Origin of the sequence: Pseudoalteromonas sp. JC3 (genome assembly GCF_030291895.1) — a bacterium.
Taxonomy (GTDB): Bacteria; Pseudomonadota; Gammaproteobacteria; order Enterobacterales; family Alteromonadaceae; genus Pseudoalteromonas.
In genome coordinates this window covers 466302-491581 of record NZ_CP127856.1, presented here as the reverse complement: position 1 = coordinate 491581, position 25280 = coordinate 466302, and the positions used below count along the sequence as shown (strand labels likewise).

The 25280-nt window shown below is 41.9% G+C and carries 18 protein-coding genes; 8 read left to right on the top strand and 10 right to left on the bottom strand.

Annotation, left to right across the window (positions count from 1 at the left end; genetic code table 11):
• Position 1: 1 nt before the first annotated feature.
• From QSH61_RS20910 to asd, 4 genes are all read left to right on the top strand, one after another.
• Positions 2–1312, top strand: coding sequence for a tetratricopeptide repeat protein (locus QSH61_RS20910; protein ID WP_010605500.1), 1311 nt, complete (start codon positions 2–4; stop codon positions 1310–1312).
• 192 nt (positions 1313–1504) lie between these two features.
• Positions 1505–3175 (top strand): beta-helix domain-containing protein, encoded by a 1671-nt coding sequence (locus QSH61_RS20905; protein ID WP_010605499.1) that lies wholly within the window; start codon positions 1505–1507, stop codon positions 3173–3175.
• A 77-nt stretch (positions 3176–3252) separates the two neighbouring features.
• A complete protein-coding gene (locus QSH61_RS20900; RefSeq protein ID WP_174169174.1) occupies positions 3253–5940 on the top strand; it encodes a TonB-dependent receptor domain-containing protein in 2688 nt (895 codons plus the stop codon).
• Between the two features lie 444 nt (positions 5941–6384).
• Positions 6385–7500, top strand: a complete 1116-nt coding sequence (gene asd / locus QSH61_RS20895; RefSeq protein ID WP_102058111.1) for an aspartate-semialdehyde dehydrogenase — start codon at positions 6385–6387, stop codon at positions 7498–7500.
• Positions 7501–7533: 33 nt separating this feature from the next.
• Here asd and QSH61_RS20890 read toward each other — a convergent pair whose 3' ends face one another.
• Complete coding sequence (locus tag QSH61_RS20890) at positions 7534–7878, bottom strand: hypothetical protein (protein ID WP_174169175.1); 345 nt, start codon at positions 7876–7878, stop codon at positions 7534–7536.
• 233 nt (positions 7879–8111) lie between these two features.
• Here QSH61_RS20890 and QSH61_RS20885 point away from each other — a divergent pair, with 233 nt between their 5' ends.
• From QSH61_RS20885 to QSH61_RS20875, 3 genes are all read left to right on the top strand, one after another.
• A complete protein-coding gene (locus QSH61_RS20885) occupies positions 8112–10106 on the top strand; it encodes a methyl-accepting chemotaxis protein (protein ID WP_206471341.1) in 1995 nt (664 codons plus the stop codon).
• A gap of 6 nt (positions 10107–10112) precedes the next feature.
• Positions 10113–10562, top strand: coding sequence for a GNAT family N-acetyltransferase (locus QSH61_RS20880; RefSeq protein ID WP_174169177.1), 450 nt, complete (start codon positions 10113–10115; stop codon positions 10560–10562).
• Between the two features lie 390 nt (positions 10563–10952).
• Positions 10953–11207, top strand: a complete 255-nt coding sequence (locus QSH61_RS20875) for a hypothetical protein (RefSeq protein ID WP_069019196.1) — start codon at positions 10953–10955, stop codon at positions 11205–11207.
• A 372-nt stretch (positions 11208–11579) separates the two neighbouring features.
• Here QSH61_RS20875 and QSH61_RS20870 read toward each other — a convergent pair whose 3' ends face one another.
• From QSH61_RS20870 to QSH61_RS20860, 3 genes are all read right to left on the bottom strand, one after another.
• Positions 11580–12080: a DUF4240 domain-containing protein gene (locus QSH61_RS20870; RefSeq protein ID WP_206471340.1), complete on the bottom strand. Its 501-nt coding sequence runs from the start codon at positions 12078–12080 to the stop codon at positions 11580–11582.
• Positions 12081–12234: 154 nt separating this feature from the next.
• Complete coding sequence (gene ilvN / locus QSH61_RS20865) at positions 12235–12732, bottom strand: acetolactate synthase small subunit (RefSeq protein WP_010377111.1); 498 nt, start codon at positions 12730–12732, stop codon at positions 12235–12237.
• Positions 12732–14453, bottom strand: coding sequence for an acetolactate synthase 3 large subunit (locus QSH61_RS20860; protein WP_010605491.1), 1722 nt, complete (start codon positions 14451–14453; stop codon positions 12732–12734). The genes ilvN and QSH61_RS20860 overlap by 1 nt, the downstream gene beginning before the upstream one ends.
• Positions 14454–14819: 366 nt before the next feature.
• Here QSH61_RS20860 and QSH61_RS20855 point away from each other — a divergent pair, with 366 nt between their 5' ends.
• Positions 14820–17792: an immune inhibitor A domain-containing protein gene (locus QSH61_RS20855; protein ID WP_206471339.1), complete on the top strand. Its 2973-nt coding sequence runs from the start codon at positions 14820–14822 to the stop codon at positions 17790–17792.
• A 34-nt stretch (positions 17793–17826) separates the two neighbouring features.
• Here the strand turns inward: QSH61_RS20855 and QSH61_RS20850 are convergent, their stop codons facing one another.
• The 6 genes from QSH61_RS20850 to QSH61_RS20825 all read right to left on the bottom strand — a co-directional run bounded on the left by QSH61_RS20850 (position 17827) and on the right by QSH61_RS20825 (position 25168).
• Entirely contained in the window at positions 17827–18834 is a 1008-nt protein-coding gene (locus QSH61_RS20850) for an isocitrate dehydrogenase (RefSeq protein WP_010377116.1), read from the bottom strand.
• Between the two features lie 196 nt (positions 18835–19030).
• The gene (locus QSH61_RS20845; RefSeq protein ID WP_206471338.1) at positions 19031–20722 is read right to left on the bottom strand and encodes a hypothetical protein; all 1692 of its coding nucleotides are present in this window, start codon (positions 20720–20722) and stop codon (positions 19031–19033) included.
• 167 nt (positions 20723–20889) lie between these two features.
• Positions 20890–21273 (bottom strand): DUF3192 domain-containing protein, encoded by a 384-nt coding sequence (locus tag QSH61_RS20840; RefSeq protein ID WP_010605488.1) that lies wholly within the window; start codon positions 21271–21273, stop codon positions 20890–20892.
• 139 nt (positions 21274–21412) lie between these two features.
• Positions 21413–22183, bottom strand: a complete 771-nt coding sequence (gene xni, locus QSH61_RS20835; RefSeq protein ID WP_206471337.1) for a flap endonuclease Xni — start codon at positions 22181–22183, stop codon at positions 21413–21415.
• Between the two features lie 5 nt (positions 22184–22188).
• Positions 22189–23532: a nucleotide 5'-monophosphate nucleosidase PpnN gene (gene ppnN / locus QSH61_RS20830; protein WP_206471336.1), complete on the bottom strand. Its 1344-nt coding sequence runs from the start codon at positions 23530–23532 to the stop codon at positions 22189–22191.
• Between the two features lie 103 nt (positions 23533–23635).
• Entirely contained in the window at positions 23636–25168 is a 1533-nt protein-coding gene (locus tag QSH61_RS20825) for a GGDEF domain-containing protein (protein ID WP_102058101.1), read from the bottom strand.
• Between the last annotated feature and the right edge of the window lie 112 nt (positions 25169–25280).

Here is a 25280-nt window from a genome sequence, read left to right as displayed (position 1 = left end):
TATGAAAATGTTTAAAAAAATTACGTTAGTAAGTGCGTTATTTAGCACAGGTTTAATAGCGCCGAGTCTCATTTCAGTCATACCAAATGTTAATTTGGCAACGGCTTATGCTGACTCAGAAACTAAAACCAAGCGTGTGCCCGCGCTACGCGAAAAAGTGTATAGTCAACTGGCCCGCGCGCAAAAACTTGCAGACGACGGGCAAGTTGCAGAAGGCCTCGCCGCATTAGATTCGGTGAAAGAACGCGTTTCGAGTATGAATAGCTACGAAGTGGCAATGATGTATAACTTCTATGGCTTTATTTATTACAACGAAAACAAGCTCGACAAGGCCATCGAATCTTTCAAAGCAGTTATTGCGGAAGAATCTATTCCTGAGTCCCTGCGTCTTTCTACGACATTTAGCTTGGCTCAATTGGCCATGGCAAACAATGATTTTGAAAGTACATTATCATTCCTTGATCAGTGGAAAGAAGCTAATACCCAGGCCCCAAAAAGCAACTTTTATATTTTAAAAGCGCAAGCGCAATATCAACTAAAAAAATATAATGACGCGATAAGCAATATAAATACTGCGATTAATTTAGTTGAAGCCGAAGGTGAACTACCAAAAGAAAACTGGTTAGTTCTTCAACGAGCGATATATTACTCATTAAATCAGCCGAAAAAAGTGGCGGATGTTTTAGAGAAAATGGTTACCCTTTATGACAAACCACAATACTGGATCCAGCTTGGCGGTATGTACGGTGAAATAGGAGCCGAGAAAAAACAGCTTGCAACATTTGAAACTGCGAAGCAAAGGGGCTTTATAAAATCAAAATCTGATTATATGCAACTTGCTCAAGTCTATTTAATGAACGCCCTGCCTTTTAAAGCAGCGCAAGCACTCGATAACGGAATAAAAGCAGGTGTCGTTGAAGACAGCGCCAAAAACCTAACTTTTATCGCAGAAGCTTTCGTTCAAGCAAGAGAAGATAAAAAGTCACTACCTTTCTTCCTAGCAGCAACTGAAAAAGTTGAACATGGCAATTTAGATCAGAGACTTGCAGAGATCTACTTAAATCTTGAACAATATGATGAAGCCGCAGATCACGCCCGACTTGCTCTCAATAAAGGCGATTTAACGTTTGAGTCTAACGCCTATGTTGCACTTGGAATGGCACAGTTTAACCTGCAAAACTTTGATGCTTCTATATTGGCCTTCGAACAAGCTGAAAAGCACAAAAAATCAGCAAACCTCGCTAAGCAATGGATTAAATATGTGAAGCGGGAAAAAGTTCATGCTGAAACATTAAAACAAGCTTTATTATAATATTTTATAATCGCAACACCAAAGCCGCCTTCGGGCGGTTTTTTTTATTTTTAAAAGTTCCAATTTTTATTATGAAGATTTAATTACAATCATTTTGTGTAATCTTCGTGTAATAAAACCCCATTAATTTAGTCACATCATTTAAACACAGTAAAAAAATAATTTTTTAAAAGTCTACTATTGGAGTTAGCAATGGAACTAAAAAACCTCTTCAGAGTCTCTGCAATCGTCGCTGCTATGGCACTTACTGGTTGTGGTGGTGACATCGAAGTTACACCTACTGTAAACGATAACAGCACTAACAATTCAAACAATACAACAAACAATAGCGATTCAGGCGGTGATACAGGTGGCGATACTGGCACAACTAACCCCTGTACAACTCGCGCTGTAGGAAGCACTGAAGTTCAAGGTACGTTCCAAGCACCACACTGTGTATACGGCACTGACTTTGCTTCTAAATCGCTAGAAGTACAAGGTGATGTTACATTCAAAAAGCTTGAGAATGGCGGCGCTCACGTATTCAAAGGTGCACTTTTAATCGGTAAAGATTGTAACACATCAACAGGTTGTACAATCGAGGCGAACGGTCCAACACTAACTGTAGAGCCAGGTGCTGTAATGGCATTCACTTCTGGTGAGTCAGTGGTTCGTATCGCGCGTGGCGCGAAGATCAACGCAGTTGGTACTGCAGCCGAGCCAATTCGTTTCACTTCAGCAGCAGAATTTGACGCATTTAACCTAGCAGGTATCGGTCCACAGTTTGCTGACTGGGGTGGTATCATGGTTAACGGTTTTGGTATCACAAACGAATGTACCGATGCAGAGCGTGATGGCGACCTATGTAATGCAGATTCTGAAGGTGTAACAAGCTACTATGGCGGTAAAAACAACGCAGATAGCAGCGGTCAAATCAAATATGCGCACATTTGGTATGCAGGTTCTGGTCCTCGTGATGGCGGCCCTGGGGACGACTTAAATTCACTAACACTGAATGCTGTGGGTTCTGGTTCAAGCTTCGAATTCCTTCACATTCACCAAGGTTTTGACGATGGTATCGAATTCTTCGGTGGTGCTGCAAACATCAAAAATATCGTAGTAACGGATACTCAAGATGATGCTGTTGACGTTGATGCAGGATGGCAAGGTAAAGGCCAGTTTATCCTTGTTAAGCACGGTACAATTCAAACTAAGCGTGACGTTACTTATGCTGATGACAACGGCGACGCGGTACTAATTCCTGCGGGCACAGAAGGCTTCATGGGTAACAATGGTTTTGAAACCGATGGTGAAAAAGCAGCAGGCCCTGATTACAGCCAAGCACCAGCATCTACGCTTAATTTTGCAAACGTAACTGTGTTAACGACTGATGGTAACTCAATTCGTGATGATGACGAATCACAAGGTATGAAGTTTGACGATGCAATCCGTGGTATGTATTACAACGCATTAGTAGTTAAATCATCAGCTGCGAATGGCACTGAATGTTTAGAATTTAAAGATGATAAGGCTGCTGCAAACGCTGAAGCTGATACGCTTAACTATGTAAGCTCTGTACTTGCTTGTGCTGCAAACTTTAAAAATGGTTCTGACCCATTACCTGCAGGTGAAGGTAAAGAAGACTGGTTTGTTAACGCAGGCTCTAACCAAATTCTAAACGGTGCAGCTGACGTAATTGCAGCTGACGGCTTCTCAACAAATTCAAGCTCTACCGCTATCACTGTTGAAGCAAACGACCTAAGCAGCCTAAATGACAACTTCTTCACGACCGTTGATTACATTGGTGCGGTATCTGATAAAGATACATCTTCTGAATGGTATCAGTGGGTTAAGAAAGCAATTGAGGCTTCAAACGCTGACTAATTATCCGTAATGACCTTAGTTATTACAATTAAGGCGCAGTCATTGCGCCTTTTTTATGATTTTTGGCAGGATTGCATATGGATACTCAAATGAAATTTAAAAAAGTTGCTTTAGCCATCAGTACGGCACTCACAGTCGCAACTTCTCTACCAAGCGTTGCAGAAGAAGAACAGGCAATCGAAGAAGTTGTTGCGGTAGGTACTCGTTTGCAAGGTAGTGCTGCGGCGGTAATTGAAGAACGTAAAAACCAAGCCTTCGTTGCGGATATCTTAGGCGCAGAGCAGCTATCTAGAACAGGTGATAGTGATGCAGCATCCGCGCTACGTCGTGTTACCGGTCTCACGTTAGTTGACGGCAAGTTTATCTATGTTCGTGGCCTAGGTGAGCGTTACTCAAGTGCTCGCCTGAATGGTGCCGCAGTACCGAGCCCGGACTTAACTAGAAACGTTATTCCACTCGATATTTTTCCAGCAAGCATTATTGAAAGTCTAGCGGTACAAAAAGCTTATTCTCCATCAATGCCTGCTGCATTCGGTGGTGGTAACATCGATATCCGTACTAAGTCTGTACCATCGGAGTTCACCGCAGGTATTGAGGTAGGTATTGGCCAAAACTTTAATTCTGATAAAGGCTTTACCTACAGCGGTACCACGGAAGGTATACCTCAAGTACTACAAGATGCAGTTGTAAGATATCGTGGTAACTTTGACATCGGCGAAGTTGTAGACAAAAACGGTTTCAAAGATAAAGACGGGCTAACACGTGCGGATCAAGCAATTGACGTGATCAAAGGTTTTGTGTCATCACTTCCTCGCGATATTCAAGTCAAAGAAGAGTCCCTAGATCCAAACTTTGATGTAAAAGCCAACATTGGCAATAGTTTCCAAGAAGATTGGTTAGGCGGCACGGTAGGCTTTATGCTTGCGGGTTCCTATGACAACGATTGGAATTATAGCGACCGCACAACAGGTGTTATTGACGACACATTAGGTGAAAACTGTACTTCAAAACTAGAAACCGCAGAAGACACAGCCAATTCCTGTTATGTGACACTTAAAGAATCTAAAGTAACGACTGAAACTGAACGCCTAAATGGTGTATTCAATATCGGTTACCGCTTAGATCAGCATAGCATTACTTATTCTAAGATTTATCTAGAAGATAACGAAACCGAATCAGAGTTTTCCGTGTTACAAAGCCCTAACGGCAGTACCGTTAGAACAATTGCGGGAACGGGCGCGGCACAGCGTTCACATCAGTTTGATTACGAAGAACGCACGTTGGATATCGACCAAGTGATTGGTCAACACACGTTCCTCGATTACTGGGGGGTAGGCTTTGACTGGCAGTATACAGAGTCAAAAGCGCAAACCGATATTCCAACAGAAATCGACTTTAAGTTTATTGATAACTATAACGAAGACGGCTCTTATAAAAACTCCATCGTTACCGGTGATGATAACCGTATAACGTACGCCTTTACCGACATGGAAGACAACGTAAAGTCTTACAGCGGCAATGTCACCTTACCGTTAACCTTCGAGGGCATAGAAATTACCCTCAAAGGTGGTTATGACTTTATGGACAGAGCGCGTGTTTACAATACCAGTAACTTCGTTGTAAACAACAAAAGTGGTATATCCATCCCAGTAAACTTTGATGAGTCTGAGATCTATGGATTATCGGGTTATCTTGACGATGAGTTTTTGAACAACAACACTTTCTTGTTGACCTTCAACGAACCTCAGGCACCAGCGGCGGACGATTATATCGCAGCTCAAAAGATTGATGCGGGCTATGGTGAATTTGATATCTTCTTCGACAATACCTGGCGTATTAGTGGTGGTATTCGTTACGAAGACTTTAAACAAGTGTCACTTGCAACATCGAGTCTGATCTTCGACCGCATAACGATGGAAACGATTTACGATGAAGAGCGTATTTTAGCCGGTACAGTTAACGAAGATAACTTCTTTAACGCACTATCGCTAACGTATCTTTCAGACGGTAACTATCAAGTACGTTTTGGTTATGGTGAAACCACAGTACGCCCTGACTTACGTGAGTTAGTACCGGTTGCCTACTATGATCCACTAACCGATATCCGCACCTTCGGCGTAGCTGGCCTAAAGAGTAGCGACCTGAAAAACTATGACGCGCGCTTTGAGTACTATATGGATAATGGCGACAACTTCTCAGTTGCGGCATTCTATAAAGACATCACGGCACCAATAGAAACCATCTTACGGGTTGGTGATGAAGACTATACAGCAACCTTCGTAAATGGTGAGGAAGGCGAAGTATACGGTATCGAAGCCGAGTGGTTATATGACTTATCGAGTCTTGCGAGCGGCTTCTTTACGTCAGGTAACATCACCTTAAGTGATTCTGAAGTATCGATAGATCCTGCTCGTGCAGGTAACTTAACCAATCCAACAAAGCGTATGACGGGTCACTCAGAGTACGTAGTTAATATGCAATTAAACTATGATTCGGCTGATGGTCAACACAGTGGTTCATTAGTGTATAACGTCTTTGGAGAGCGTATTTTGGCTTCTGGGATTGGTGGTAGAGATGATGCTTATGAGCAACCATTTCATTCGCTTGACCTAGTATATACTTGGTATCCAGACTTTAACTCTAAAGTTAAATTTAAAGTCAAGAACTTGCTAAATGAAGATCAAGAAGTAACTCAATCTGACGTGGTAGTAAGACAAAAAGATGTTGGCACCTCAGTTAGCCTGAGCTACAGCTACGAGTTCTAAGGAACAACTAAGCTTAAACCAAAGCCAAGGCCCGCCTTGGCTTTTTTGATCTTTATCAATCTTTCTAAATTTTTTTATTTGTTATTCGTTATTTCATAGACTAAGTTCTGTAACTTTGTGTATAGTTGGTCTATATATAAAAATATATCTAAATACTTCAGTAAGTTACTAGCTTGTTAATATACTTGTCATATTTAACTAGTAACATTATTTAAGAGCTTTAAAAACAAAACCATAGCTCGTTTCGTACCGAGTTCTTGTTGACGCAAATGCGTTAAATTAGGACAACCTTTACATGTTGTATCCAAACCCCGCCATGCGGGGTTTTTTATTTTTTAAAATCCTGATTTCTAGCTAGTCCACTGCGTATTCTTTTGCTATGGTAGCCATCTAGACATACGACTCACGCAATGATCCGTATAATCAAGAATTAAGGCACATAACATGAAAAAAGTAGGACTCGTCGGCTGGCGTGGAATGGTTGGCTCCGTGCTGATGGAGCGTATGCAACAAGAAAATGACTTTGAGGTCATTGATGCACACTTCTTTACTACCTCGCAAGCGGGCCAACTTGGCCCCGTTGTGAAAGGCGGTGGAGAGCCAAAGCCGCTAAAAGATGCAAGCGAAATTCTATCGCTTAGCGAAATGGATATTATCATCTCTTGCCAAGGCGGAGATTACACCAAATCTGTATATCCTTCATTGCGTGAACAGGGCTGGGAAGGCTATTGGATAGATGCAGCTTCAGCACTGAGAATGGAAAAAGACAGTATTATTGTGCTTGATCCGGTCAACAAAGATGTCATCCAACAAGGTCTTGAGCAAGGTGTAAAAACCTTTGTTGGTGGTAACTGCACGGTTTCTCTTATGCTACTAGCGCTTGGTGGTTTATTCGAGCAAGACTTAATAGAGTGGGTGAGCCCAATGACCTATCAAGCGGCATCAGGTGCAGGCGCAAGAAATATGCGTGAACTCATCACTCAAATGGGTGAGATCCACAGCTCGGTTAAAGCACAACTCAACGACCCAAGTTCAGCCATCTTAGAAATCGATAAGCTAGTGGCAGAAAAAATCAAAGATGAATCTTTACCACAAGATCAATTTGGTGTGCCGTTAGCCGGCAGCTTAATTCCATGGATTGACGTTCCAATGCCGTCTGGGCAAAGTAAAGAAGAGTGGAAAGCACAAGTAGAAGCAAACAAAATCCTTGGCTCGTCAAAGCAGCCCATTCCTATTGACGGATTGTGTGTACGAATTGGCGCGATGCGCTGTCATTCACAAGCGCTCACCATCAAGTTACGTGAAAATCGAAGTGTCGAAGAAATAGAAGCGATTCTCGCTGCACATAATGAATGGGTTCGCGTCATTCCAAATGAGCGTGATATTACCGCAAAAGAGCTAACTCCGGTTAATGTTACCGGCACACTGAATATTCCGATAGGCAGGATAAGAAAGCTCACTATGGGTGAAAAATATATCAGTGCATTTACTGTTGGTGATCAACTTTTATGGGGGGCGGCAGAACCACTTCGTAGAATGTTAAGGATCATTACAGGTTAGTTTCTAAAGGCGCCGTCGGCGCCTTTTGTTTTTTTAATCGATGACTTTAGTAAGACCGATTAAGGCGTTTTCACTCTCACCATCGTGGCATCGAGTATCAGCACTATCTCTATTTTCAATGACTAAGCGATATACAGTGCGGTATTTTTCACCTTCACGGATAGCATCCAGTACAGGCCCTAACAGATAGTGCTGTTCTGGATAAATGATAACAGGCTCAAGGTCAACTCCGGACTCACGCTCAAACCTAACTTCGTAGCTATTATTACCATTTGAATAAAGGTCGTACACGATACCTTTACACGTAAATACAACCGCATATGACTTCAAAGAGATAAGCGCAAGGCTCACTAACATTAGTTTGATAAATCCTTTCATACATTCCTCTATTTAATTTTGACGCCAATACCATTATTAGCAACAAGAAGGTAGCAACACTGCATTACCATTTGTTTTCAGAAAAATTACTTTAAGTAACATTTATCATATCCTTACAGCCTCGAAACGCTAATTCAATTACGATGTTTGTTACAAAATATCTCACCTTAATTTTGTTGGGCTATAGTTACCTTGATTAAACAATAATCTACGCTCGCGCTACGGAGAGACGAATGGGTATTTTGAAAAAATTTTCGATTATGCAGCTCACGATGATAAGTTCTTTCTCACTGCTTGCATTTTTACTATTTTTAGTTGGCAAAAACGTTTTGAATAACTGGAGACAGTACAATGCGGCCGATCAAAATATCAACTATGTCGTTTTGCTCGACGCCATTGAGAAAGTAGCGCATCATCATGCGGTAGAGCGCGGCTTAACGGCTGGGTTCCTTGGTAATCCAAGTAGTGATAACAAACGAAAGGTCGACGCGCAACGTGAAATTGCCGACCAAACAATATCAACGCTTAAGAGTATTCACTCTTCACTGTTTCTTAAAGATAAAAATGTGCAAAAATGGTTACCTTATATTTTTGAAGTGGAAGCCAATAAGAACCGCGTAAGAGGTGAGGTCGACAGGAAAAATAGCAGTAATGCTTTTGCTTACTACAGCAAACTTAATCAAGTTTCATTAAACACAGCAGCAAAAATTCAAGCCTACGTATCAGATAGAACCTTGTCTTCTGAACTTTCTATTGCTTTCCTTATTGCCCAAAGCAAAGAGCGCCTTGGACAGATCCGTGGCAAAGTGAATGGTGTGCTTGCGAAAAAAGCAATGTCAGACACCCTCAAAGACGATATCAAGTACTATCGCCAACAGCTAGAGATGTCATTACATCAATTAGAAACCGCACTCGAAGGTACGGGCCAAAGCAACGTACAAACTATTTTATCTTCAAGCGAGGCAAAAGCATTCAATCAAATTCTTGATACTCTTGAAAGCCAAGGGCAAGTTGACTTTAGTCGCTTACCTTCAAGTGCCGAGTGGTTTTCTGCGGCGACAAGTCTAATAGGTAAGTTCAAGACCAAACTCGATTCAGTGTGGGAAATGACAATTAAAGATAGCCAAAAGCACAAATCAGATATCGCATTTGAAAGTATCTTAATGTTTGTGCTTTTTGTCGTCGTTCTCAGCTTTATCGCGCTCGTCAACTTTCATCTGATTCGCTCGTTACGCTCGGAGCTTTCACAATTAACGAGTATATTAAAACGCGTAGCTGAAGAGGGCGACTTAACTTTAGATATGCGCTTAAACACGCGCGATGAGCTTGGGCAAATCTCCGAGTCAATTTACAATACGATTTATGCGTTTAAAGACCTAATGGTTGGCTTAGCTAAGTCCGTTCAGGTAGGTACGAAACTAGGCGAAAAAATGCATTTAGCAGCCTCTAACGTCAATGAGGATGCACAAAAAACCCAAGGCATGGCATCTTCCATTGCGGTTGCAATAGAAGAAATGGCCGCAACCAGCCAAGAAATTGCAAAACTCGCGCAAGATACGCTGGATGCCAGCGACCAACTTAACATCGAATCACAGCAGTTACTTGCAGACAACCAAAAAAACTTAGACACCATGAAAACCCTCTCGACGAGTATGAACGCCGTCGACGAGATGGCCGCGAGTATGGAAAAGCAGGTATCTGAAATAAACACTATCTTGGATTCAATTCGCAGTGTTGCCGAACAAACTAACCTGCTAGCACTCAATGCCGCAATTGAAGCAGCCCGTGCAGGCGAGCATGGCCGCGGCTTTGCTGTTGTAGCCGACGAAGTGCGAGGACTTGCAAACAACAGTAAACAATCTTCAGAGCAAATTTCCACGCTGTTACTTAGCCTGTCAGAGATAAGCCAAAGCGTTGTGAAATCAATCAGAGAAAACACACTGCTCACACAAAATACCATGAACGAAGTAGAAGAAACGCGTAAAGTATCGCTCAGAGTAAACGAACACAGTTCGAATGTTGAAAAACTCACGACTTCGGTTGCCACAGCAGCTTGCGAACAGTCTGAAGTGGCCGCCGATATATCACAAAATACCGCTGCTGTACTTGACGCTGCAAACCATGAATTAGATACATCGAAAGCGTTAAATGAATTGTTTAAAGATATGAAACTAAATAGCGATACGCTACAACGCACAATGGATATATTTAAAATTGATAAGAGCTAGCACCCTATGAATATTCGAGAGTTCAGCGAGAACGATTATCCAAGAGTTTTGGAGATCTATTCAAAATCTAAGCTGGATGAGCTTCGTTTTGAGAAAAAGACATTTAAGCTCTTACCTCTAGAAGATGATGAAAAGAGACTATCTGCACTAAAGGAATCAAAGATATACGTTTTTGATGATGGGAATGTTCTTGGTTTTGGAGCAATATTTGGGTCAGAGATTAGAGCACTATTTGTTTGCCCTAGTGCTAGAGGAAACGGAATCGGAAGAAAAATACTTGAATTCCTTTTGTCACAAATATGCGGCAAGGCGAACCTTTTTGTCGCCAAGACAAATGAGCCTGCTAAGGAGTTATACAAGGCATACGGATTCGAAGTGTCTGATGAATTTCTCACTGAATATAATGGCGAGTCAGTGTATGCGAATGAAATGGTTCGTATAAAAGGGCAGTACTAGCAAGACGAAGTAATATGAACTTCAGATAGCTAGAACGTGTACTTGGCGTTTTTATCTGCCAAAGAATACCTGAGCCTATAGCTGTAATTTCATTCAGCCGTTAACGGGAATTGGTGACGCCTAGCACCATTTGCATCAATGCTGGGGGACTTTTGAAAGTGCGAATTATTGGTGTAAATATTTGATCTGTTTTTTGCGTGATTACCAAGGGATACTGACGGTATAAGTATCAGCTAATTTTTACCAGCGCATAAATGAGCTTACGATCAGTATCACTTATTGGGTTTAGAATTCACCTGCCAGACAGTTATAAGAGGACGGTGATGGTTTCAGCATTACAAGGTATATTAGTACCAATAACCTATGATACTCCAATAGAGAGCGGAAAATATGAAAACTTTAATCTACGTCGTAGGGTTAGCATTATTCTCATTTTTCACTGACTTTTCTTCTTCATCAGGGTTTGAAGGGATCTTTAGTCCCATTTTATCAGGCCTATTGCTAATCTTGTTGGTTGGTAAAGTTACTTCTTCCTTTGGAGGCTCTGGCAACTATACGGGCAGAACGAATGGTGATGGCGGAGGCTTTTTCGGCAATTCAGGAGGGGATGGTGGCTGCAATGGTGGAGATGGCGGAAGTTGTTAATGCCAGCAATCATATATGGCTATCAGCCAAGGAATTCATGTATAAGCTTTTTATTAATCGAAATACGGGCATAAAATCGCAACTTCAACTTAGGTGTTTTTCACTCAAAAAAATTAAGAAATGGACAGAGAGGCAGAAAAGAATCAATGTTTAAGTTCACTTTTCTTTTTATTCCCGAAATGGGTAATAAGCATAGTATTCCACTGCTTAAGGCTTAACAAGAGGTTGTGTTTTTAGCAAAGTCATTTTGGTTGGTTAGCGGGAAGGATTGGTAGGCATCTGGAGCGGCGACATCTTGCGATGGTAATAGTGAGTCTCAGCGTCTAACTCTAGAACAACTAAAACCCATCACATAAAACAATAAACTAAACCTTATCCAAGCCAATATTGACCAAAAAGTTGAGGTAGTTCAGCCTTTAACTGTTTTGGTTTATTTTTAAACTTTTTGCCTTGCGGCGGAAAGTTCACAACACTGTGATACGGGAGTTCGTCTTGATTTTTTTCTTCAAAAAGCAACCCTGCAACTAAATCTAATTCGTCAATAAATGGGTAGGGCAAGTCGTCTTTATTCGGAATAGCAAACTTATTAGCTAATTCGTCTGGTTCCGCTGTAAGTACACTTACCGCTTCAGGGCCGCGACTGATGATCCAATTACAAAAATCTAAGAAGTCATATTCGCTATTACAGCCTGCAATCACGTAGGCCACTTTCCAGTTATCCCAATGCCACAGTGCTCTTAGTTCTTTGGTATATAATGCATCGAACTGAGCAATTTCTTCTGAACTTAGCGGTGATAAACGCTTTTTTAAATAGTCATTATCGTTTGAATGATCGGGGGCGGTGACAAGCTGCCAGAAGCGTTCGAGTTCCATGTGCATAATCTAACTTGATAAAAACGAGATTATAGCCAGTAACCTAATGAGAGTAAATCGAAGCCGCCATGCAAATAACTGAAGCGGGTTGTACGTAATACTACGTGCTTACCCGCGCAAAAAGATAACAGTGACAGCTAAAAGGTAGGTGGTTTTATCCTTTCAGTGCTTTGTCACCTCGGCCAATACCTACCGCGCCAGAACGCACAAGTTCAATTATGTCGCTTTCGTGACGTAATAGATCCAAGAAAGACTCAAGACGGTCGGCTGAGCTTACCATCTGTAATATATAACTTTGCTTGCCCATATCTATAATGCTGGCTTGGAACACCTCAGCAACACGATTGATAGCAGCTCGTGTTACTTCATCTCTGGCATAGACTTTTACCAGTAGCAGCTCTCTTTCAATGTGCTGCATATCAGTTAGATCAATAACCTTAAGCACATCCACCAACTTATTAACTTGCTTGGTGATTTGTTCAACAATGCGGTCATCGCCTTGGGTCGTGATGGTAATACGAGATAGCGTTTTGTCTGCGGTTGTACCCACTGTTAAGCTGTCAATGTTGTACGCACGTTGAGAAAATAAACCCACAATACGAGAAAGAGAGCCAGGTTCATTCTCTAATAAAATCGATAGTATTCTTCTCATTATGCTTTTACTCCTTTTTTCAACCACATCTCGTCTATCGCACCTTGCTTAATTTGCATTGGATACACATGTTCAGACTCATCAACCAAAATATCTAAAAATACAAGTCGGTCTTTAATCGACATTGCTTTTTCCAGCGCCGCATCAAGTTGCTCAGGCTTATCAACCCGAATACCGATATGACCATAACTCTCGGCAAGCGCAACAAAATCAGGCAGTGATTCCATATAGGAGCTTGCGTGACGTCCCTCATACATCATGTCTTGCCATTGACGCACCATACCAAGCGAGCGGTTGTTTAACGAGATAACCTTGACAGCAAGGCCGTATTGCAAACAGGTTGAAAGCTCCTGAATATTCATTTGGATAGAGCCATCCCCAGTTACGCACAATACTTCACTTTGCGGGAATGCCATTTTTACGCCCATCGCCGCGGGCAAGCCAAACCCCATGGTGCCAAGTCCGCCTGAATTGATCCATTGACGAGGTGATTTGAACGGATAGTACTGCGCTGCAAACATCTGGTGTTGTCCTACGTCTGAGCAAACATACGCGTCACCACTGGTCATTTGGTATAGCTTTTCGATAACCGTTTGTGGTTTGATTTTTTCTACACCCGCAGTAAACGACAAGCATTTCTGAGCACGCCATGTGGTAATTGCTTGCCACCAATCTTCTTGTGCGGCTCGGTCGATGCGCTTCTCGCTTTTTTCGATACCGCGTAGCAATTGCTCCATCACCGTATCTAAGCAGCCCACAACTGGGATATGCGCTTGAATGGTCTTAGAAATTGAAGTTGGATCCACATCAACGTGAACAATTTTGGCATCCGGACAAAATTTCTTGACGTTATTGGTTACACGGTCATCAAAACGTGCACCTAACGCTAAGATAACATCGGCATTCGCCATCGCCTTATTCGCTTCAAGACTACCGTGCATCCCTAACATGCCAATAAAATTAGGATGTGTGCCGCTGATCCCGCCAAGACCCATTAGGGTATTGGTGATAGGCGCGTTTAGTTTCTCAACCAGCTCAGTTAGTTTTTCTGAGGTATTCGAAAGAATAATGCCACCGCCAGAATAGATAACCAAACGCTTCGCTTCAATAATGGCTTCAACCGCTTTGCGGATCTGCTTGGAATGCCCCTTTACACTCGGGTTGTAAGTACGCATATCAATTTGTTCAGGCATCTGATAATCGAATTTAAGCGCAGGATTCAAAATATCTTTTGGCAGCTCAACCACAACCGGTCCCGGTCTACCAGAGTTGGCTAGATAAAATGCCTTAGCTAACACTTCTGGGATTTTTGTCGCGTCGCGGCAGTTAAAACTGTGTTTAACGATAGGGCGAGAGCAACCAACTATATCCGTTTCTTGAAACGCATCATCGCCGATTAGGTTTGAAGGCACTTGCCCCGAGAGTACAACCATTGGGATTGAATCCATATAAGCCGTCGCGATCCCTGTAATGCAATTTGTAGCGCCTGGGCCACTGGTCGCAAGAACGACACCGACATCTCCCGTTGCTCTGGCATAACCGTCGGCCATGTGGGTCGCTGCTTGCTCATGTCTAACCAAGATATGCTCAATATCTGATTGCTGAAACAAGGCATCATATAGATCAAGAACCGATCCGCCAGGATAGCCAAATATGTATTTTACTTTTAATGCGCTCAATGCTTTTACTACTAGCTCGGAGCCGTTGTATTGCTCTGCCATTACCTCATTCCTCGTTGACTGTGCGTGCCTGTTATATTTATAAAATCAAAAAAAAACCCCGCTGGTTGCGGGGTTTGAGTATTTCTTTCAAGTAATAGCTCCCCGCTGAACTCTATGAAGAGACCAGTACCACCACGAGAACGATTAGTTGAAAGAAATTTGTCATTATTTTGCCTTTAAGTTGATGTCAAAGTTAGCCTACACAGTATTAGATATAAATTCCACCTTTCCACCTTTCAATTGTTGAAATATTACATTTCAATTTAAAATTCACCACCAATTGGATTTTTTATTTAGTAGAACTTATACGGGAACAAAACGATAAAAATGCTAAACTTAAAGCTCAATTGTACTAGGGAATCTTAGATGAATATTTTTAAACTAAGCGTATTGGTATCGGCCACACTGCTATCAAATGCAGCGTCAGCGCAGGTGCTCTATAAAGATCAAGTTATCTATTGGCAGGAGAAAAAGCTCGGCCGCACGCTGAGTGAATACGAGCGGAAAATTGCGCTTGAGCAATTCACCAAAACAAAGCCTATTGCCAGCCAAATAAAAACACCTTATGCAATTAAAAATGTGCACCTTGGCAATACTAAGTTAGGTAAACAATTTGCGGTGGGCACGGCGCAAACACTTAATGAAGCTAAAATCCTTGCTATTCTGGTCGATTTTCCCGACTTACCTAACGACCAGAACCGACTAAACCCGGGTGATACAGATATGTACTACTCGAGCTATCCCGCGTCTCACTACCAATCACTACTGTACTCAGATAGCGGATATAACGGCCCTAACAATGAATCGTTGCAATCCGCTACCCAGTTTTATCAAGCGGCCTCAGGGGGCAGCTTCAAGGTATCTGGCAATGCATTTGGTTGGGTAAGAGCCGCTCAAAATGCAGCCTACTATGGCGAACAAGAAGGCGATACCCGAGACTTAAGACCGGAAGAGTTGGTGTTCGAAGCAGTAAGCAAAGCTGTGACCCAATTTAATATCGACTTATCTGAGTACGATAAAACAGATTTGAACGACATAGATGGTGATGGCAACCGCCTTGAACCTGACGGCATAATTGACCATGTCATGTTATTTCATTCAAGTATTGGTCAAGAAGCAGGTGGCGGCGTATTAGATACTGACGCAATTTGGTCACATCGCTTCTTCGTATTTGATGAAAACAACCAACCTAAGGCAATTCCAGATACCAACTACAAGATTTATAACTACACCATTAATCCTATTGATGCTGCAATCGGTGTGGTTGTTCATGAGTTTGGTCATGACCTTGGGTTACCCGACGAATATGATTTAAATTCCAATGACATAGGCGAACCCGTTGCGCTGTGGTCAGTTATGTCTTCAGGCAGTTACTTAGGCCAATTAAGTGGCTCGCAGCCCACCCAGTTCTCCCCTAAAAGCCTTGAGTTTTTACAACAAAATTATGCAGGAAATTGGTTAAACCAAACAGAGTACACATTAGATGATTTGAGTACAGAACAAACGGTAACGCTCACGGATATTGGAATAAACAATGGTACTACGAATCAAATAAAGATCAATTTGCCTGCACAACTAGAGGAATTCATTACGCCTCTGGATGGAAATTACCACTATTACTCCGGACAAGACGACAAACTCAATAATCAAGCAAGTTTTACCTTAAGCTTACCTAACGCAAGCCAAATTTCATTATCCATGCTTGCAAATTATAGTATCGAGCTTAACTACGATATTTTCCAAGTGGCGGTAAATGGGCAGCCAATAGCAGGAAATACAACAAAATCAAACCATCCAAATTATGCCAATGTCACTCACTACATGGATGGCGAGTCATCTTCTTTTGGGGCTAACCCAATTACGCTAGATTTTGATATCTCAGCGTACCGAGGACAAACTGTCACCGTGACATTCGTTTATCAAACTGACGATTTTGAAACGCTTAAAGGTGTATTACTAGACAACATTAAGGTGACAGCGGATGGTTCGCAAATTTATACAAATACCGCAGAGCCAACTAACGACTTAGTCTACAGTGGATTTCGTAAGATTTCTGGCTATAGAGCTAAATCAGGTAACGCTTACTACGCCCATTTACGCTCATTTAGAGGGTTAGATGCTGGTTTGTCTTTGTCTGGTTATAATTCTGGTGTGCTGATGTGGTACAGCAACAATGAAGAGAGTAATAACTCGACTTCGCTACACCCCGGCTCTGGAGATATGTTAGTCATCGACCAAGATCAAAACCCTATTTTCAAAGCCGACGACACCACACCCGCAACGAGTATTATTCAGGTCAAAGATGCGACGCTTCGTTTGGATACGCAGAAAGCAGGTCTTGGCGATCAACATCTCACGCCAATCAGTACGTTTGATGATACTCAGGATTACACCTTCCCAATCCAAAAGGAGTCAGGTGTTAGTTTGCCGGGTTTTGGTGTTCAACTTAGATTGAATACCATAGAGGAAGATGCAAGTAGTGCGCAAGTCGGTATAATTTACCTCAGCGACCCTAAAATCACTCAAGTACAATCGCAAAACACCGTTAAGTTTAATGTCAAAGGCTTAGCATTAAACGAATCAGATAGCTTTTTGTGGAACTTTGGCGATGGTCAAACAAGTAACGCGCTTTCACCTACTCATAGCTATCAAGATATTGGCAACTATACGGTAATGTTCACACGAACCAAAGCTGACGGGAGCAGTTCAGCGTTGAGTTCAAATGTCAGCGTAGGCAACGTCGAGCCAATCCCGCTTACAGTCGGTGATATCAAAGCGACCTCAGTAGGGCAAGGCTTTGTCTTCAATGCTGAAATCATTGGTGGCAAAGCGCCTTATGAACTTGACTGGAACTTTGGTGATGGAGCAACAGCATCATCTAACTCAGTTGAACATATCTATGAGCTAAGCGGCACGTACACGGTAACGCTTAATGTGAAAGATGCCGAAGGTGAGGCGGTAACTAAATCAACCTCAGTGACTGTCGTAGTACCACTAAGCATTGAAGCCACAGCGACCACATCTAACTTACAGGCAAGCTTTGTCGCAACTGCTGCTGGTGGTGATGGTAACTATCAAGCTAGTTGGGATTTCGGTGATGGTACGCAAGGTTCTGGTTTGACTACAACGCATAGTTACGGTCAAGCGGGTACATATAATGTCGTGTTAACGCTATCGGATGGTGCAGATCAAAGCGCGAAAGGCACTGTTGAGATCACAGTGACGACCCCAACAACAACGCCGACGGACTCTGGTGATAGCGGATCGTCTGGCGGCAGTATCGGATGGTTTACGTTAATCTCTGGAATGCTAGTGGGATTAAGAAGAAGGTGGTGCTAACGCACCACCCAAGGATTAAATTGAGCGTTAAGAATTAAAGACGCTCAATTACCGCCTGTGTGAAATCGGTAGTGCCGTGGCTACCACCAAGATCGCGCGTAGTACGGTCACCGCTCTTAATAACGTCAGCTACTGCACTGCGGATTTTTTCCGCTTTATCAGCTTCGCCTAAATACTCAAGCATTTGAATTGAAGCTAAAATAACAGAAGTTGGGTTTGCAAGGTTTTTGCCTGCGATATCTGGTGCGCTACCGTGAACTGCTTCAAAGATTGCAGCATCAGTACCAATGTTTGCACCTGGTGCCATACCAAGACCACCGACAAGACCTGCACAAAGATCAGAAAGGATGTCACCGAATAGGTTTGTTGTTACGATCACATCAAACTCTTCAGGTGTCATTACTAGTTTCATACAAGTCGCATCAACGATCATTTCTGCTGATTCAATTTCAGGGTAACGCTCACCAACCTCACGAGCAACTTTAAGGAATAGACCTGAAGTTGATTTTAGGATGTTCGCTTTGTGAACCGCAGTTACTTTCTTACGACCTTCACGCTGTGCTAACTCATATGCGAAAGTTACGATCTTTTCAGCACCTTCGCGAGTGATCTTTGACATTGCTTCCGCTTCATTACCATCTTCAGAAACAACTTGACCAAGACCTGAGTACATACCTTGCGTGTTTTCACGTACGGTAATGATATCAATATCATCGTAACGTGCTTTAGTACCTTCAAATGACTTAACTGGACGAACGTTTGCGTAAAGGCCAAAATGCTTACGCAATGTCACGTTGATTGAAGTGAAACCTTCGCCAACAGGTGTAGTTAGTGGGCCCTTTAGCGTGATTTTGTTACGCTCAATTGCTTCTAGCGTTGCTGCTGGAAGTAATTCACCTGTTTTTTCTAAAGCAGCCAAACCTGCGTCTACGTACTCGTATTCATAGTCGCAACCTACGGCTTTTAAGATCTCGATTGCTGAATCGATGATGCTAGGGCCAATGCCGTCGCCACGGATAACTGTGATGGTTTGCTGTGCCATGTTTTTTCCTTTATCAAAAGTTGGAATACACCCAAGAAGAATTGCAGACTAAGTTTAGTAGAAATTAACAAAGGTGTACGTTCGCTTGTTTAAGCCGCGTTTTATAGCAATTAATTTGGTCTTATTCCAGTATGGAATGAAAAAATGACATACATATGATTTATGCTTGTTATTGATAGTATTTATAGAATAAATATCAGGCAATAGATGAGTAAAATCCGGCCTCTAGTAGCGCTACATCAAACTTTTGTGCGGTAACAAAACGACTTTCAGCTAATACGTCATCGACTAATTGTTTTTGCCATGCAGTTAACACGAAGGTGGGTGATATCACTTTAAGTGCAATAAGTTTAATAAAAATGAACAGTTTACACTGCGCATTGGTCTGAGACTTTTTTAACGTTTCGCTATCTAGCATTGCCTTATGAAGAATACTTTTTTCAAAGTACTGCAGATTAAAGTCTAGGTATTTATCTTTTGCTATCGCTCGGATCCCAAATAGGTTGGCAATTGATACTAGTTCCTCCGAATACTCACGAGAGTGGAGTGCAGTGGCATGTTGGATCTCTACCCCTTGTTTAGTCACTAAAAATACAATAACCGCTGCAAATGGCGACAATAAACGCTCAAATTGCTCACCATAACTTTCACCAACATATAAGGCGATAATTTGACTAATTACGCCATATTTGTGCACGATATCTTCTGTGAAAGGAAGCTTATGATTGGCTATGATCTGCTCAAGCAACACTCGCTGCGCCAGTAATCCAGCAGCATCAAGTCCTACCATGGCGAGAGAGTGCCTAACCGATGCGGCTTTTAGATTTTCACGGTTATACTGCTTTGCTGCGATCTGCAATGCACTTGACACTGAATCGAACTCGCAAATCAGCTTTTCAAGTGCACGAATACTTTGAAATTGACTGTGAGATAAGGCTTTTACTGTTTCTAGTAGATGTAAATGTTCAGAACCAAAAGGAAGTACTGCTGGTTCAGCAGCTCGGTCCCAAATATTGTAAAGTAACTTTGCATCTGTGGTTGCAGTCAAACCACAGTGAAACTGGAATTTACGGTTGGCCTTCGCCAGCTTTTTGGTTTGCCCATGTTCAACAACAGCAATTATTTTTTCACTGTTGCTTTGTATCACCAAAAAGCCCTCTTCGCCTTTAATCTCGCACAGCAACCCCGCAGGATGATTAACAAATGCCCCTGCAATTGCACTCAGCACTTTTAATGCAAAAGCATAACTGAGTTTGCAATAAAGAAGCTTAATCGCTCTGTCTAAAGCCACGCAATTTTGCTTGTGTGTTGGCGTTATTAAGCTTGCTAGTCGGTGAGCAATTGCAACAATCAAAGAAGCATGGTCATTAAAGCGCTGAGGGGTAGGAGCCACTAGCTTGCTGTCATAGTTTGAAAGGCGAGATAAAATTCGCAAACATTGCAAGTTAGGTGTTTGCCCATCACTCAGTATTTGTACAGCCAATTGATGGCGAACTTTCCAAAGCTTATCTTGCTGTGCGTCTAACTTTTTACCTGCTGCGAGTTGATCGCTTTCTCTCGCTACGCATAAATAGTCCGCAAAGCTTGCGAGCAATAGCTCTTCGGTTACTGCACGAGAAAACTTTAAGTGATGGCAAGCCATACAAACCAACACATTTTGATTCATGACCAGATTAGTGTTGTAACCCAAGTTTTGTGAATACAGTCCAAGCTGCCCATGCATGCTACTTGGCGAGGACTCATAACAGTCCATGTAAAGCTGTGCAAGTTTAACTAGGGTAGGGTAAATAGAGGACCACTTCTCTTTGTGATAATAAAGACGTAATACTTTGTGTGTACCTTGGGCTATCGCGAACAGCGTTTTACTAGTAACTATCCTTGCATCCATCTATCTTTACCAATTTTATTAAGTAAACGGTCTATTTTAAAACGGTAAAATAGCTTTCTTAGCAAGGCAAAAACATTGCTATTTAGTTGTTCTAAATGAGGCGTTGTTAACGAAGCTAATATGGTATTTTACCCTTCAAATTGGTTGGAAGATTAATCTAATTGGTATCACACTTTATCAAATGTGACCCGAGCACCTGGTCCCCAAAGCTTTAATATGCCATTTTCAAACAATAATCCGGTGCATTCATCTTCCGTAGTAATACCATCTGGTTTTACAAGCTGAGTGCGATAAAACACAATTTGTACAACCGTATTGTCTTGTTTTTTCTTTACATACGTTAGATCCGGGCTGCCCAAGGTATCCAATACTGTGTCTAACTCAGTCGGCTTTTCAAGGCTAAGATTACGAATGAAACGATTGTTAAACGCTTCTCGGTCCTGCCAAATCATCGCTTGCGGGTCATCTTTATAATAATTGATCACGAGAAACACCACAGTAACGTAAACCGCAAGGCCAAGAAATATGTACTGTAGTATTTTCCTAATCATCTAACTGCTCAATAAAGAATGGGTAAAACGGACCTTGTACCTGCAAAAACTGAGATACGCTTGTATGCAATATATCAAAGTCATCTACATTCGCCTAGCGCTTAGCGACGATGTAATACATTGCCAATCAAAAGTCCCTTCAAACCACTCGTATATCCTTCAAACTAAAGCCAATTTCAATATCTCTTCTTAGAGTCACTAGCGCAAGGCTGGTAACATAGTCGCTTGCTCCGGCCTCTAATTTTGCTTTTGCAGCAAGCTTTACTGTCTCATCTTTTAGCATACTTTCAAAGTCGTCATGCTTTGCGAGTAGCTCTTGCGCCGTCTTGATACCAACCCCAACAACACCTGGAATATCGTTCGTCTTGTCGCCACTTAACGCCCAAAACATTTCGAGCTTGCTTTGGGTGACAGAAAATCGACTTTTGATATCTTCGAGCGAAATTATCGACTTTTTAAAGTAGTCGTACACAGAGATAGCATCATTTATCAGGGGTAAGAAGCCTTTATCAGTCGATACTATCGTGCAGTTAACATTGGCAGCTGCGGCTTTACAGGCAAGCGTCGCTATCACATCGTCAGCTTCATCATGTTCGGGATTAAATGATTTAACACCAACACTTGCGAACGCTTGTGAAAACTTGTCGAGGTTCTGATTTAGAAATTCGGGCATAGGTTGACGGCTTATTTTATATTTTGGGTAAAAGTGATAACGCCAACTTTTATCACCATCAAAGACAGCAACTGCGTGTGTCGCCCCCGTTTTGCGTAACAAGCTACGAGTCGCTTGTTCTACACGAAGACAAGAGGCCTTTATATGGGCCTCTTGTTCTTTAGTACCTTTTGGTTCATTAACAGCATAGATGCGTCTGATAAGGTTAAGCGCATCTATTAGCAACAAATTATTCATTCACTCTAAGCTTTAATTTTATAACACGGTATATATTTGCTCCCAGGTAGCTTCATTCTCCCCTGAGCTACAAATGCACCCAACAGCTTATCCATATCGGCCATCAGTGATTTATCACCACTTAATTCATACGGACCATGCTGTTTAATTGCTGTAATACCTTCATCCTTCACGTTACCGGCAACAATACCAGAAAAAGCACGTCTTAAGTTAGCAGCCAGTAATTGTTTTGGTTGCTCTAGGTGTAAGTCTAAGCCCGACATATTTTCATGCGTTGGTGCAAATGGGTGCTGAAAATCATTTTCAATCTTTAAAGTCCAATTAAAGTAATAGGCATCACCTTCAGACTTACGATACTCGCGCACCGTTGCCATCGACTGTTTGAGCTTTTTGGCTACTAGCTCTGGATTGTCTACGATAATTTCAAACTTAGACAGAGCTTCTTTCCCGAGTGTTTTTTCAATGAAAGCACTGAGTTCTTCAAAATATGCCGCTGACTCTTTAGGGCCAGTTAAGATCACAGGTAAGCATTGCTTTTCATTTTCTGGATGTAACAAAATACCCAGTAAATAAAGCAGCTCTTCAGCTGTTCCAGCACCACCTGGGAAAATAATGATGCCATGCGCAATACGGATAAAAGCTTCAAGACGCTTTTCAATATCAGGCAAAATCACTAATTCATTAACAATTGGGTTAGGCGGTTCAGCGGCTATAATACTGGGTTCGGTAAGGCCTAAATAACGGTTATTCGAGATCCGTTGCTTAGCATGGCCAATTGTTGCCCCCTTCATCGGGCCTTTCATTGCACCCGGTCCACAACCAGTACAAATGTTTAGGCCGCGAAGACCGAGTTGATAACCCACTTCCTTGGTGTATTTGTATTCAACTTCATTAATTGAATGGCCGCCCCAACAGACAATCATGTTAGGGTCTTTATTCACTTCAAGCGCATCAGCGTTACGCAGCATGTCAAAAACCATATGGGTAATTTCTACCGGCGATTTATTTTCACCGTGATATTTTTGACAAATAAAAAGTATGTCGCGGATCACGGAAAATATGTGCTCATGGATACCGGTAATTATTTGACCATCAACAAAAGCTGACTCGGGGGGATTGCTTAACGCAATTTTTATTCCTCGCTCGCGTGCGAGTAGCTGAATATCAAAATCTTCGTATTTATCGTAGATTTCAGAGCTGGAATCGGTATGACTACCTACATTCAATACCGCCAATGCACAATTTCTAAAAAGCCTATATCTCTCACTTGTGGTTGACTGCTGAAGTAAATCGACTTCCAATCTTGATAATAAGTTAAGAACCCCAGTTGGGTTTAGCTCTACTTGCATAGGCTTACTCCTTGTTTGTAATGCGCAGCGAATTGGTATAACTGAACAAAGCAGGGACGAGTATAATGTCTCGCAACTCAGCTTTTACCCAAGTTAACTCTATTTACTTAAAACACAATCTATCTCGCCCGCTATTCTTCGCTTCATAAAGCGCTGCATCAGCTCGGTCAAAAGCACTCAACGCAGTGTCCCCTTTGACAAACTGAGTAGCACCGAGAGAAATCGTAATTTCGACTTCTTTTTCTTTAAATTTGAATGGTATAGATTTAATGACTTGCCTTACTTTTTCAAGCGGTTTTTGCGCATGAGTCAGCGGCATACCTGGCATTAGCAAAACAAATTCCTCACCGCCGTAGCGTGCGATAAAATCGCTTTTCCTAATAGACTTTTTAAGGGCTCGTGCGATCACTTGCAATGTTTTGTCGCCCGCACTATGACCATAACGGTCGTTGATAGATTTAAAGTGATCAACGTCGATAACAACCAGCGTCACATCTGAGTCGTTTATCTCAAATAGGTGCATTTCATGGGTTAGACGCTCATCGAAAGCAGCTCTATTTGGTAACTTAGTTAAGCTATCCAATAGGCTTTTGAACTTTTGTTCGCTGAGTCGTTTTTTATAATTTGAAACTTTGGACTCTAAGGTGTTAATACGATTATTAATTGCATCAAACGAGTCAAGCAGCGCCTCTCGTTCATTTTTTTCGAGCTTTTCACGCTCTATCAAATCAGCACTCAGTAGTTTCAACTCGTTGTCGACCAAGGCTTTAAGCTCAGTTATTGAGCTGGCGTTTTGGGTTTGCTGATTTAAGTTTTGAATTTTTAGTTCTATTTTATTGTTTAACGACTGTAGTTCTTTAGATGTTGATTTTGAACGCGCCGTTGTTTCAACAATAGAGCGATGTAGCTCTTCCAGTGTTTGATTCAGTGAAACCAAAAAACCTTGTGCGGATTGGCGCTCTTTGGCAATCGTTTGCGCAATAATTTTAATGATTTCTGTCGCTGCTGAATATAGATTATCTAAACTGTTGTTTTCCGCAACGCTTGCGCGGATCTCTTTAACCTTTTCTATTACTTCATCTTCGAAAATTAATTCGTTGATCAAAGCTTGAAGTTCAGCAGCTAGTTCTGGGTGGTGGCTATGAGATGTTTCTTCTGTAATTTCTACTTTTGATTGTAAAACCGTATGGTAGATAGAAACCAAAGACTCTAACGCGGGGATGTAAGCATTAGTAGAGTTGATATCTTCAAGTTCTACATCCAATAAATGACGCAACTTTCTGCGCGACTCATCTGGTAATCCCTTGAGCTTCTGCAGTAACTTTCCGCTTTGCTGAATTGCCGTTTGCAATGCTTTTTGATTATTTGAATTGGTCACTTCTTGTGACTTTAGCGGCTCGGAAATTCCATCGATAAAAGGCACAAGCAGCTCAAAATCGACGCCTTTATTAAGTGCAATACGAAATTTAGCTAACTGATTATCAAGTGAAACATCTTGCCCTTTGCAGGCTAAGGATAACTTTGCAGCAAACTGAGTAAGGAGTTCTACTTGTTGTTTTCTTGCATCCTCAAGCGTTTTTCTAGCCTCTATGGCTTGCTTTAATTTCTGCTCGAGCATTAAGGCATTGTCAGTCACAGATTTCCAATCATAAAATAATCTCTTAGTTACCAAGTCTACAACAAATTACGCTGTTATGCGCGGAAATTTAACGTGGTAATGTATCGGAGTTTGCTGTTTACTCATCGAT

Excerpts from the sequence above, each read along its gene's own strand:
- QSH61_RS20910 (WP_010605500.1), top strand. The coding sequence starts at position 2 with ATGAAAATGTTTAAAAAAATTACGTTAGTAAGTGCGTTATTTAGCACA.
- QSH61_RS20905 (WP_010605499.1), top strand. The coding sequence starts at position 1,505 with ATGGAACTAAAAAACCTCTTCAGAGTCTCTGCAATCGTCGCTGCTATG.
- QSH61_RS20900 (WP_174169174.1), top strand. The coding sequence starts at position 3,253 with ATGGATACTCAAATGAAATTTAAAAAAGTTGCTTTAGCCATCAGTACG.
- asd (WP_102058111.1), top strand. The coding sequence starts at position 6,385 with ATGAAAAAAGTAGGACTCGTCGGCTGGCGTGGAATGGTTGGCTCCGTG.
- QSH61_RS20890 (WP_174169175.1), bottom strand. The coding sequence starts at position 7,878 with ATGAAAGGATTTATCAAACTAATGTTAGTGAGCCTTGCGCTTATCTCT.
- QSH61_RS20885 (WP_206471341.1), top strand. The coding sequence starts at position 8,112 with ATGGGTATTTTGAAAAAATTTTCGATTATGCAGCTCACGATGATAAGT.
- QSH61_RS20880 (WP_174169177.1), top strand. The coding sequence starts at position 10,113 with ATGAATATTCGAGAGTTCAGCGAGAACGATTATCCAAGAGTTTTGGAG.
- QSH61_RS20875 (WP_069019196.1), top strand. The coding sequence starts at position 10,953 with ATGAAAACTTTAATCTACGTCGTAGGGTTAGCATTATTCTCATTTTTC.
- QSH61_RS20870 (WP_206471340.1), bottom strand. The coding sequence starts at position 12,080 with ATGGAACTCGAACGCTTCTGGCAGCTTGTCACCGCCCCCGATCATTCA.
- ilvN (WP_010377111.1), bottom strand. The coding sequence starts at position 12,732 with ATGAGAAGAATACTATCGATTTTATTAGAGAATGAACCTGGCTCTCTT.
- QSH61_RS20860 (WP_010605491.1), bottom strand. The coding sequence starts at position 14,453 with ATGGCAGAGCAATACAACGGCTCCGAGCTAGTAGTAAAAGCATTGAGC.
- QSH61_RS20855 (WP_206471339.1), top strand. The coding sequence starts at position 14,820 with ATGAATATTTTTAAACTAAGCGTATTGGTATCGGCCACACTGCTATCA.
- QSH61_RS20850 (WP_010377116.1), bottom strand. The coding sequence starts at position 18,834 with ATGGCACAGCAAACCATCACAGTTATCCGTGGCGACGGCATTGGCCCT.
- QSH61_RS20845 (WP_206471338.1), bottom strand. The coding sequence starts at position 20,722 with ATGGATGCAAGGATAGTTACTAGTAAAACGCTGTTCGCGATAGCCCAA.
- QSH61_RS20840 (WP_010605488.1), bottom strand. The coding sequence starts at position 21,273 with ATGATTAGGAAAATACTACAGTACATATTTCTTGGCCTTGCGGTTTAC.
- xni (WP_206471337.1), bottom strand. The coding sequence starts at position 22,183 with ATGAATAATTTGTTGCTAATAGATGCGCTTAACCTTATCAGACGCATC.
- ppnN (WP_206471336.1), bottom strand. The coding sequence starts at position 23,532 with ATGCAAGTAGAGCTAAACCCAACTGGGGTTCTTAACTTATTATCAAGA.